At 69.7% G+C, this 10,891-nt stretch carries 12 protein-coding genes; 9 read left to right on the forward strand and 3 right to left on the reverse strand.

Annotated elements, in window-relative coordinates:
- Positions 1-22 precede the first annotated feature (22 nt).
- Positions 23-541, reverse strand: a complete 519-nt coding sequence (locus NLI01S_RS18295) for a PaaI family thioesterase (protein WP_067606216.1) — start codon at positions 539-541, stop codon at positions 23-25.
- Between the two features lie 62 nt (positions 542-603).
- Between NLI01S_RS18295 and NLI01S_RS18300 the strand changes: the two genes are divergently transcribed.
- Genes NLI01S_RS18300 through NLI01S_RS18310 form a run of 3 tightly spaced genes read left to right on the forward strand, consistent with a single transcriptional unit; the run spans position 604 to position 2,671 of the window.
- A complete protein-coding gene (locus NLI01S_RS18300; RefSeq protein WP_067606219.1) occupies positions 604-1,092 on the forward strand; it encodes a winged helix-turn-helix transcriptional regulator in 489 nt (162 codons plus the stop codon).
- Positions 1,093-1,130: 38 nt separating this feature from the next.
- Positions 1,131-1,685, forward strand: coding sequence for a TOPRIM nucleotidyl transferase/hydrolase domain-containing protein (locus NLI01S_RS18305; protein WP_067606221.1), 555 nt, complete (start codon positions 1,131-1,133; stop codon positions 1,683-1,685).
- A gap of 38 nt (positions 1,686-1,723) precedes the next feature.
- Positions 1,724-2,671: an FkbM family methyltransferase gene (locus NLI01S_RS18310; protein WP_067606223.1), complete on the forward strand. Its 948-nt coding sequence runs from the start codon at positions 1,724-1,726 to the stop codon at positions 2,669-2,671.
- Between the two features lie 100 nt (positions 2,672-2,771).
- Here the strand turns inward: NLI01S_RS18310 and NLI01S_RS18315 are convergent, their stop codons facing one another.
- Positions 2,772-3,791: an SMP-30/gluconolactonase/LRE family protein gene (locus NLI01S_RS18315; protein ID WP_067606225.1), complete on the reverse strand. Its 1,020-nt coding sequence runs from the start codon at positions 3,789-3,791 to the stop codon at positions 2,772-2,774.
- Positions 3,788-5,620, reverse strand: coding sequence for a flavin-containing monooxygenase (locus NLI01S_RS18320; RefSeq protein ID WP_067606227.1), 1,833 nt, complete (start codon positions 5,618-5,620; stop codon positions 3,788-3,790). Before NLI01S_RS18320 ends, NLI01S_RS18315 begins: the two co-directional genes overlap by 4 nt.
- Before the next feature lie 117 nt (positions 5,621-5,737).
- Here NLI01S_RS18320 and NLI01S_RS18325 point away from each other — a divergent pair, with 117 nt between their 5' ends.
- The 6 genes from NLI01S_RS18325 (at position 5,738) to NLI01S_RS18350 (ending at position 10,646) form a co-directional block, all read left to right on the forward strand.
- On the forward strand, positions 5,738-6,214 hold the full coding sequence (locus NLI01S_RS18325) for a MarR family winged helix-turn-helix transcriptional regulator (protein WP_067606229.1): 477 nt from the start codon (positions 5,738-5,740) through the stop codon (positions 6,212-6,214).
- Positions 6,215-6,321: 107 nt separating this feature from the next.
- Positions 6,322-7,002, forward strand: a complete 681-nt coding sequence (locus tag NLI01S_RS18330; protein ID WP_067606246.1) for a response regulator transcription factor — start codon at positions 6,322-6,324, stop codon at positions 7,000-7,002.
- Positions 7,003-7,151: 149 nt separating this feature from the next.
- Entirely contained in the window at positions 7,152-8,393 is a 1,242-nt protein-coding gene (locus NLI01S_RS18335; RefSeq protein WP_067606231.1) for a cytochrome P450, read from the forward strand.
- Positions 8,394-8,429: 36 nt separating this feature from the next.
- On the forward strand, positions 8,430-8,627 hold the full coding sequence (locus NLI01S_RS18340) for a ferredoxin (protein WP_067606232.1): 198 nt from the start codon (positions 8,430-8,432) through the stop codon (positions 8,625-8,627).
- A complete protein-coding gene (locus NLI01S_RS18345; RefSeq protein ID WP_067606233.1) occupies positions 8,624-9,814 on the forward strand; it encodes an NAD(P)/FAD-dependent oxidoreductase in 1,191 nt (396 codons plus the stop codon). The genes NLI01S_RS18340 and NLI01S_RS18345 overlap by 4 nt, the downstream gene beginning before the upstream one ends.
- Position 9,815: 1 nt before the next feature.
- The gene (locus NLI01S_RS18350; protein WP_067606234.1) at positions 9,816-10,646 is read left to right on the forward strand and encodes an SDR family oxidoreductase; all 831 of its coding nucleotides are present in this window, start codon (positions 9,816-9,818) and stop codon (positions 10,644-10,646) included.
- Positions 10,647-10,891 lie beyond the last annotated feature (245 nt).

A 10,891-nucleotide genomic window follows, 5' to 3' on the forward strand; every position in this document is an offset into this window, starting at 1 on the left:
TGCGCGGCCGGGGCGGCTCCGGTCAGATCTCGAAGACCAGGCAGGTGGAGGAGGCGGTGGCGACCACCTTGTCGGCGGCGTCGCGGATCTCGCCCTCGGCGAAGGCGACCCGGCGGCCGGGCTTGGTGACCCACCCGCGGGTGTACAGCGGGGCTCCGGCGAACACCGGGCGCAGGTAGCTGACCTTGATCTCCACGGAGGTGTAGCCCACGCCTGCGGGCAGGGTGCTCTGGACGGCACAGCCCACGGCCGAGTCCAGCAGGGTGCACATCATGCCGCCGTGCACCGCGCCCATGGGGTTGCAGGCGGACTCGTCGGGGGTGCCCTCGAAGCGGACCTCGCCCTGGGAGACCGCGCTCAACCGGAAGCCCATGAGGTGGCCGATCGGGGCGAAGGGGATCTCCCCGCGCAGCCCCGCCTCCAGGTGTTCCAGGCCGCTGAGCCCCTCACGTCCCTGGACGGTGAGCTTGGGATCGAACCAGGTGACGGTCTTGCCGCGAGGTTCGCCCCACGCTTGGGGGGCGTTGTCGTGAGTCTGCATGGAGGACACGTTACATGGTGGGTTTGGTTTTCAAACCATTGACCCCGTGCGATCCTGAGGGCATGCCGCAACGACCGTCCTCCGTCACCGTCCCGGGCCGCCCCTGCCCGGCTGCCGCGACCTTGCAGATCGTCGGTGAACGCTGGTCCCTGCTCGTGGTCCGCGAACTCCTGTTCGGGGTGCACCGCTTCGACGCGATCGCCCGCAACACCGGGGCGCCCCGCGACCGGCTCACCGCCAGGCTGCGCTCCCTGGAGGAGACCGGCGTCGTCGAGCGCCGCGCCTACCAGCAGCGCCCGCCACGGCACGAGTACCACCTGACCGAGGCCGGCCGTGACCTGGCCCCGGTGGTGTTCGCCCTGTTCACATGGGGATCCCGGTGGCTGCTCGACGAACCACCGGTCGAGCTGCGCCACCGCGCCGCCGACGGCCACGAGCACGTCCTGTCCCTGGACTCCCCGCGACACTGCCCGGCCTGTGACGAACCCCTGCGCCCCGAGGACGTCGTCCCCCGCCGTGGCCTTCCCGAGGAGGCCACCGAACAGGCCTGAGCGGGTACACCGGCCGCACCCTTCGTAGAGTGACGGGTATGGGACCACTCCACCGAGCGCGGACCGCGGTCCTGGTCGAGGGCGACAGCGACCGAGCGGCCCTGGTGGCCCTCGCCGGGCGACGCGGTCTGGACCTGGCCTCGCGCGGCACCACCATCCTGTCCATGGGCGGGGCCACCGGCATCGGCCGGTTCACTCAGCGGTTGGGGCCACCCGGGCTGGGTCTGCGCCTGGCCGGGCTCTACGACGTCGGCGAGGAGGGCCACTTCCGAAGCGCTTTGGAGAAGGCCGGTCTGGGCGCCGACCCGGCGGCGCGCGGCTTCCACGCGTGCGTGGCCGACCTGGAGGACGAACTGATCCGCGCGCACGGGGTCGCCGGTGTGGAACGGGTCGTTGCGGCCCAGGGCGACCTACGCTCCTTGCGCACCTTCCGAAACCAGCCCGCCCAACGCGACCGCGCGCCCGAGCGGCAACTGCACCGCTTCCTGGGCACCACGGCCGGCCGCAAGGTCCACTACGCCAGGGCCCTCGTGGAGACGCTTCCGGCCACCGATATCCCCGAACCGCTCGACAGAACCCTCGACCACGCGTAATGTCCACACCACCACCCACAGTGACCACTGGGGAGACCATGCCCACGCTTCGCCGCCGCCTACTCGACCTGTTGGGCCGCCGGGTCAACGTGCACGACCTCGGCCCGGGGGCGGCCGTGCTCGAACGCCGAGGCGACTACCGGGTCACCCCGGCCGGGCCACGCTCCTGGCTGGTGACCCGGGGGGAGAGCGACCACCGCCCGATCGTTCCACCCCGGGGTTGGACCCGGACGCCCCTGGGACCGGGCGCGGAACTGCTCGCCCGGGAGTCCATGAGCGACGCCGACGAGCTCGCGCTGCACAAGAGGGCGCAGAACCACCTGGGCGCCCGACATGTGGCCTCCACCCTGCGGCACTACCGGGTCGACTGCGTCTTCGACGTGGGCGCCAACATCGGTCAGTACGGCCGTAGCCTGCGCGAACACGGCTATCGGGGGCGGATCGTCTCGTTCGAACCGGTCCCCGACATGGTGGCGAAGCTGCGCGCCGTGGCCGCCCAGGACAGCGACTGGCAGGTGCACGAGATGGCCTTGGGCCGTGAGGACGGCACCGCCGAGATCAACGTCGTGCCGGGGTCGATGAGTTCGCTGTTGGGTGCCAGCGAGTTCGGCAACACCCGGTACAGGCGCTTTCGGAAGACGCACACCCAAAAGATCGAACTGCGCCGCCTGGACGGCCTCATGGACGAGGCACTCGCCGGGATCGAGAACCCGCGCCCCTACCTGAAGATGGACACCCAGGGTTTCGACCTGGAGGCCTACGCGGGCGCGGGCAAGCGGATCGGGGAGTTCGTGGGCCTACAGTCCGAGGTGGCCCTGATGCGGATCTACGAGGGCATGCCGCGCATGGGCGAGGCCATCGCCGTGTACGAGGCGGACGGTTTCGAGGTGACCGGCATGTACCCGGTCACCCGTGAGGAGAGCACCGGCCGCGTGCTGGAGTTCGACTGCGTCATGGTCCGCGCCGACTCCCTCTCCCAGGGCTGACACCTGGCCCGAGCCCGGCCCGGATCCCCCTCGACCACGACCCGGTAACGCAGGAACAGCGCAAGGGCGTTACCGGATCGAGGGGCGTCCGGTCGCGGAGTCAGCCGCCGTTGGACTGACGGATACCTTCGCCGAGCGCGTCGAAGGTATAGACGAACCCGCCGTCCGCACCGCTCACCGTCATGTAGGCGTCGGTCGTCCCGGGTGCGATGGCCACGTTGGTGGCCGTGTCCAGCCCGGAGGCCGCCCCCTCGGGAACGCTCACCGTCGTCAGGTGTTCGCCGGTCGAGGAGTACACGAAGATCCGGGGTTGGCCGTGGACGGCCTGGTAGAGGTTCCCCTCGGCGTCGACCGCGATGGAGTCGATCCGACTGGTACCACCGTCGAAGTGGATGGCCGCGTGCGAGGTCAGCACCTCCGTGCCGTCCTCGTTCAGCTCATAGTGGTCGACCCGGTTGGCCCCGTACAGCCCCACCCACAGGCCCGAGTGGTCCGGGGTGAAGGCGATGCCGTTGGGCGCGGGCAGGTCTTCGGCCGGCACGGTGGCCTCGGCGGTCTCCCCGTCGATCCGGACCACCCTGCCCCGTGCCTCCCAGGCGGGGGCGTCGAAGCCGGCGGAGTCACTGACGTACATGTTCCCGGCCTCGTCGAAGGTGAGGTCGTCCGGGTTCATCGGTTCGCCGTCGACGTCACCGGAGAAGAAGACCTCGGGGTCCTTCCCCTCCGCGGTCATGGAGACGATCCCGCCCCCGGCGAAGTCGGTCAGGTACAGGCGGTCGTCGAGCGGGCCGAACTGGGCGGAGGTGTAGGCACCGGTGTCGTCGGTGAAGACCGTGGAGACCTCCTCGGTGTCGGTGTCCACCCGCAGCACCTTGGGTTCCCCCGCGGGTGTGGGGACGTCGACGACGAGCAGCCCCCCGTCGGGGGCGAAGACGGGCCCTTCCAGGAGTGTCATGCCGGTCTCCTCGTGCACCGAGGTCACCTGCGTCAGGAGTTCGGCGGTGAGTTCGCCCTTCCCCGCGGCCCCCTGTTCGGTCGCCTCCGGTTCCGGGTCCGAACATCCCGCCGCCGTTCCCACCAGGAGGAGCGCGGCGAACGCGCGGGTCGTGGCCGCCCTCATCGGTCGCTCACCTCCGACGGCTGGACCAAGACCTCGTCCATGCGGGTGTCCCGCCACTCGCGCAGGAGCCGGTGGAAGGCCACCGGCCCCGGGCCGAAGGAGTTGCTCCTGCCCGTACCGGCACCCTCGCGGTTGTAGTAACCGGGCGTGCACTGGGCCTGGAAGTCGGAGTTGTCGTGGGCGCTCTCGCGCACCGCCCGGATCCACTCCTCGGTCGCCTCCTCGGAGGGTTCGACCACCTCGGCCCCGACCTTGCCCGCCTGCTCGATGACGGCGGCGATGTGCTCGGCCTGTTCGAGGAGGATGTGCGCGAAGTTGACCGAGTTGGCGTTCTGTAGCGACCCCAGGTGGAAGAGGTTCGGGAACCCGGGGCTGTAGAAGCCGTGCAGGGTCTTGGGTCCACGGCTCCACGAGGCGAGGAGGTCCTGGCCGTTCCGTCCGCGCACCGGCAGGGCTCCGGACAGCACCCCGGAGATGCCCACCTCGAACCCGGTGGCGAAGACGACGCAGTCGACCTCGTACTCGGTGTCGCCGACCACGATCGCGTCCTCGGTCATGCGGGTGATCCCGCCGTGGTCGGCGGTGTCCACCAGGGTGACGTCGGGCCGGTTGAACGTCTGGAGGTAGTGGTCGCTGAAGCAGGGACGCTTGCACATGTACCGGTACCAGGGCTTGAGCCTCTCGGCCGTGACCGGGTCCTGGACGACCTCGTCCACACGGGCGCGGATCCGGTTCATGGTGCGCGCGTCGGCGATCTCATCCAGGCGCTCGCGCTCCTGCGGCGAGATGGACGTGTCCAGCGTGCCGGTGATCATCTTGCGCTGGAGTCGGGCCGTCGCGGTCCAGCCGTCCTTGGTCAGGTCGGCCTCGACCGGTTCACCGGAAACGATCGCCAGGAAGTTCTCCATGCGCTCGCGCTGCCAGCCCGGTCGCAGGGACTCCGCCCACTCCTGGTCGGTGGGTCGGTTGTCGCGCACGTCCACCGAGGAAGGGGTGCGCTGGAAGACGTACAGGTGCTCCGCGTCGCGGCCCAGGTGCGGAATGACCTGCACACCGGTGGCCCCGGTGCCCACCACCGCGACCTTCTTGTCGGCGAGGCCGGCGAGGCCGCCGCCTGCGTCTCCCCCGGTGTAGCCGTAGTCCCAGCGGCTGGTGTGGAAGGTGTGACCCCGGAAGTCCTCGATACCCGGGATCCCGGGGAGTTTGGGGCGGCTGAGGGTGCCGGAGGAGGTGATGACGTAGCGGGCGCGCATGTGGTCGCCCCGGTCAGTGGCCACCTCCCACACGCCCTCGTCCTCGTTCCAGTCCATCGAGGTCGCTCGGGTGTGGAACAGCGCGTCTCGGTACAGGCCGAAGGTCTCGGCGATGGCGACGGCGTGCCGACGGATCTCCTCACCGGGGGCGTAGCGCCACTTCGGCACGTAGCCGACCTCCTCCAACAGGGGCATGTAGGAGTAGGACTCGATGTCGCAGTGGATGCCGGGGTAGCGGTTCCAGTACCAGGTGCCGCCGAAGTCGCCGGCCTCGTCCATCATCCGGATCGACTCGACTCCGACCTGCCGTAGCCGGGCCCCGGTGGTGAGCCCGCCGAAGCCACCGCCGATCACGAGCACCTCCACCGTGTCGTTGAAGGGTTCGCGTTCGACGCGGGGGGTGTAGGGGTCGGTGGCGTAGTAGCCGAAGTCGCCCGTGGTGGGACGGTACTGGGCCGTTCCCTCGGGGCGGATCCGGCGGTCCCGCTCCAGGGCGTACCGTTCGCGGAGGGATTGCAGATCGACGTCCGAGGCAGGGGTTTCCTGGCTCCTCGTCGCTTCGGAGGGTGCGCTCATGGCCGTCCTCACTCACTGTCACTACATGTGGAGAATCTGTGCGCGACGAAGGTTAGCATGATGCTAAGTATTATCCGCGTCGAACGTCGCGAGCACCGGGCGCCCTATCATTGCGACATGCCGCATGAGGGTGTTGAACAGGACGAACACGAGCGGGAGCACCTCCTGCACGAGATCGAGCGTCTGAACGGGCGGATGGAGGAGGCCGTGCTGGCCAACCTCCTGCGGTACCTGACCAAGATGAGCCTGACCATCCCTCAGCTTCGGGTGCTGATGCTCCTGGTCACCTCGGAGAAGGGCGCGACCGGCAGGGACCTGGCCGCCTCCTTCGGTGTATCGATGGCGTCGATGTCGACCATGCTCGACCGGCTCGTCTCCCAGGGTGTGGCCACGCGTAGCCTGGATCCCGACGACCACCGGGTCCGCCGCGTGCACGCCACCCCCCGGGGCGCCTCGGTCGTGCGCCGCCTGCTGGTGACCCGCCCCTTCCGCTCCGACATCCTCGTCCGGCTCCGAGTCGAGGACCTGCGCGCCCTGGAACAGGGGTTCCGTGCGGTCAGCGAACAGATCGCGCTGATGGACGATACGGAATGACCACCCGGCAGGACATCCGCGACCGTGAGTGACCGCACGAGGACGCGGCGCTCGCTATGGTCTTGCGTGGTCATTTCTTCCCGAATCTCCTCACGCGGGGGCGGTACATGCGCCGTGGCAACGGTGAGCTCATCCTTGTGGTCGCACGCGACCCAGAGGTCGTGGACCTCCTGTGTCCGACACTCGAACTGGCCGGCTACGGGGTGGACGTCACCGACACCGGCGACGCGGCCATCGATCGCATGGGGCGCGGCGGCCTGGATCTCGTCCTCGTGGACACCACGCTTCCAGACCTGTCGGAGATCCCCCGGCGACGCCGTGGCGTCGGGGGACCACCGGTGTTGTTCATGGTGAGCGGGGACTTCCTCGACACGGTGCTGCCCGAGGTCGGGCTGAGCGGAGAGGACTACATCGCCGAACCCGTCCGGGTCCCCGAACTCCTCGCGCGGGTATGGCTACTGATCCGTGGACGGAGCGCGGGCCGCTCCGAGCCCCTGCTCCGCTACGGCGACCTGGTCCTGGACGACACCTCGTGTCGAGCCCACCGAGGAGAGCGCGAATTGGACCTCACCCCCGCCGAGTACCGGCTACTGCGCTACCTGTTGGTCAACTCCGGCAGGGTGCTGTCCAAGGAACACATCGCCGACCACCTGTGGGGCGAACTCCGCGCGGACAACGCGATCGAACGGCTCGTCTCACGGCTGCGCCGGAAGGTGGAGAGGGACGGTCCGAACCTGATCCGCACGCACCGGGGCTTCGGCTACGCGCTCGAAGGCCGGGACCGCTGAGCCCCACCCCGCACGCTCGCATCCGAGAGTGATCCACCTCACGTCAGCTTACCGTCAGGTTCGTGTCCGCCCGCTGTCAGTCCGCCTTGGTTGCCTCGTTGAGGGTCGTTCCCGCACGACCCGCGTCGAACAGCGATCAGAGGAGACGCATGACCGACACCGCCACCCCTCGGGGCGCTGCATCCACACCATCGGTGACCGAGTACCCGGCGGCCAGGCAGGAGGGGTGTCCGTTCGGCCCCGCCCCGCAGCTGCGCAGGCTGACCGAGCAGGAACCGGTGGCCAAGGCTCGGATCTGGGACGGGAGCACCCCGTGGCTGGTGACCCGGCACGCCGACCAGCGCGCCCTGCTCACCGACCCCCGGCTGAGCATCGACGAGAAACTCCCGAACTACCCCCACATGACCCGGGGCCGGGCCGAGATCGCGCCCCACCTGCCGGAGCTGATCACCAACACCGACGCCCCGGAGCACACCCGGCTGCGCCGCCTGGTCAACCTGCCCTTCACGGTCAAGCGCGTCGAGGCGCTGCGCCCGACCATCCAGCGGCTGCTCGACGAACTGATCGACGACCTGTTGGCCGGCCCCAAGCCCGCCGACCTGGTCACCACGATCGGTCTTCCGGTCCCGACCCTGGTCATCACCGCGCTCCTCGGAGTGCCCTACGCCGACCACGAGTTCTTCCACCGCCACAGCACCGTCGGGGTCAGCCACACCTCCACCCCCGAGGAGGTTCGGGCCTCCAACACGGCCCTGTCCGGCTACCTGGGCGAGCTGTTGGACAAGAAGAGGACGGACCCGTCGGACGACGTGCTCTCGGAGATGGCCGGGCACGTCAACGAGGGCCGGATGACCCGTGAGGAGGCCGTGATCATGGGATCGGCCATCCTCATCGCCGGACACGAGACCAGCGCCAACATGATCTCGCTGGGCACGCTCCTGCTGCTGCGGAACCCGGAACAGCTGGAGGTGGTGCGCACCACCGAGGACCCCAAGGTCGTGGCCGGCGCGGTCGAGGAGCTGCTGCGGTACCTGACCATCGTGCACACGGGGATCCGTCGGGTCGCGCTGGAGGACATCGAGGTCGGTGGGCAGGTCATTCCGGCCGGGGACGGCGTCATCTTCGACCTGGCCACCGCCGACTGGGACGCCGAGGCGTTCCCGGAGCCCGACACCCTCGACCTCTCCCGGCCGGCCCGCAAACACCACGCCTTCGGTTACGGGGCCCACCAGTGTCTGGGCCAGACACTGGCCCGGGTCGAACTCCAAGCCGTGTTCGGCACCCTGTTCCGACGTATCCCCACCCTGAGCCTGGCGGTGCCGTTCGAGGAGGTCGACTTCGCCTTCGAGGGCGTGGCCTACGGCCTGCGCTCCCTGCCCGTCACCTGGTGACACGACCACAGCGAACAACGAGAAAGCGAGACCTCCATGCGAGTGGAACTGGACGAACCCAAGTGCGTGGCGTCGGGGCAGTGCGTCGTGGAAGCACCCGACGTCTTCGACCAACGCGATGAGGACGGGGTGGCGGTCGTGCTCGACCCCCACCCGCCAGAGGAACTCTACGACCAGGTGAACGAGGCCGTGGCGATCTGCCCGGCGGCGGCACTGCGACTGGTACGGGAATGAACCGCGTCGTCGTGGTCGGAGCATCGGCGGCGGGGCTGGCCGCCGTCGAGACCCTGCGTCGGGAGGGGTTCGAAGGAGACCTCACCCTCATCGGGGACGAACCCTACGCGCCCTACGACCGGCCACCGCTGTCGAAGCAGATCCTGTCGCGCACGTGGCGGGAGGACCGACTCCCGCTCCGTTCCGACGAGGACCTGTCGGCCCTGAACGTGGAACTGCGGATCGGCACCGAGGCGATCGGGGTGGACACCCGCGCCCGCACCGTGAAGATCGCTTCCGGGGAGGCCCTCCCCTACGACGGGCTGATCGTCGCCACCGGGGTCCGGCCGCGCGCGCTGCCCACCGCGCGCGGGCACCTCCTACGCACCCTCGACGACGCCCTGAACCTGCGATCCCGGCTGGAACCGGGACGCCATCTCCTGGTGGTCGGCGCGGGATTCCTCGGCGCCGAGGCCGCCGCCACGGCGCGGGGTATCGGCTGCCGGGTCACCCTGGTCGAACCGGCACCCGTCCCCCTGGCCCACGCCGTGGGTGAGGACGTGGGGCGGATGCTCTCGACACTGCACTCGGAGCGGGGCGTGGACCTGCGCACCGGAACCGGCGTGGCGGAGGTGATCGACGACGGGGTACGACTGGTCGGCGGCGAGGTGATCGAGGCCGACGAGGTGCTGGTCAGCGTCGGTTCGGTACCCAACACGGACTGGTTGGAGGGCAGCGGGCTGCGCTTGGACGACGGCCTGGTGTGCGACGAGTACTGTTCGGCCGGCCCGGGAGTGTACGCGGCGGGCGACGTCGCCCGCTGGCACAACCCGCTCTTCGGTACCTCCATGCGCGTGGAACACCGCACACACGCGGCCGAACAGGGCATGGCCGCCGCCCGGAACCTGCTCCGCGGTCCCCAGGGGCGACCGTTCGCACCGGTGCCCTACTTCTGGTCCGACCAGTACGACATGAAGCTCCAGGCGTACGGATACCTACGTGGTCACGACGAGGTCGCCCTGGTCGAGGGTGACCTCGATGAACGTCGGTTCATCGTCGCCTACCGCACCGGCGACCGGCTGACCGGAGTGATCGCTGCGGGGATCGCGCCCAGGACCCTGCGGTCCTGGAGACAGGCCATCGCACGAAGCGCGGCCTGGGACGAGGATCCCCCGACCCCGTCCGAACCAACGAGAAGGGCGGCCTGAAATGACGCTGTCCGACGAACCCGAGGTGGTCGTCGTCACCGGGGCCGGTGGTATGGGCGAGGCGGTCGCGCGTCGCCTGGGTAACGGCCGCCGGTTGGTGCTCGCCGATTATTCGCAGGACCGGTTGGACCGGGTCGTGGCCTCCCTCCAGGAGACGGGTTACGACGTCTTGGACGTCCTCACGGACGTCTCCGACCGGTCCTCGGTGGAAGAGCTCGCCCGCGCGGCGCGGCGGGAGGGCGGGATCGTCTCGGTCGTGCACACCGCCGGTGTCTCCGCGGCCACCGCGTCGGTGGAGGCGATCCTGCGTGTGGACCTGGTCGGTACCGCGCACGTCATCGACGCGTTCGAGTCCGTGGCCTCGCGTGGAACCTCACTGGTCTGCGTGGCCAGCATGGCGGGTCACCACGCCTCGCTGAGCACCGAGGACGAGCACGCGCTGGCCACCGTCCCCACGGAGGATCTCCTGTCCCTGGACCCGGTGAAGTCCATCGACGACGGCGTCAGCGCCTACATCGTCGCCAAACGGGCCAACCAGGTTCGTGTCCAAGCGGCGGCCCTTGCGTGGAACCGGCGGGGCGCGAGGCTGAACACCATCAGCCCGGGAGTGATCGCCACTCCCATGGCCACGGCCGAGGCCGAGTCCGCCACGGGGGACCACATGATGGAGATGCTGCGGGCCTGCGGCATCGGACGCAGCGGTACCCCCGGTGAGATCGCCGAGGCCGCCGCGTTCCTCGCCGGGCCCGACGCCCGGTACATCACCGGGACGGACCTGCTGGTGGACGGCGGCCAAGCGGCCTGGATCCGGCACCACCGCCCCACCGGATAGGCCCGATAGCCCCGCCCGGTACCGCCCCGGTACGCCTCGACGCGTGCCGGGGCGTTCGCGCGTCCACCCGCCCTATCGTTTTCTCCTTGAGAAACATCCCATGGCCGCCACGCCATCCGGACAGGCTTCAGGAACCCCAGCGTCCCTTTGGTTGAGTGATTCCAGGGGGTGGGGTGTGGGTGGAGGTGGGGTGTGTGTGGGGGTATGGGTGTGGGTGGAGGTGGGGTGTGGGCGTGGCTGGTGGG

It is taken from the genome of Nocardiopsis listeri NBRC 13360 (assembly GCF_001570765.1).
In the GTDB taxonomy this organism is placed as follows: Bacteria; Actinomycetota; Actinomycetes; order Streptosporangiales; family Streptosporangiaceae; genus Nocardiopsis; species Nocardiopsis listeri.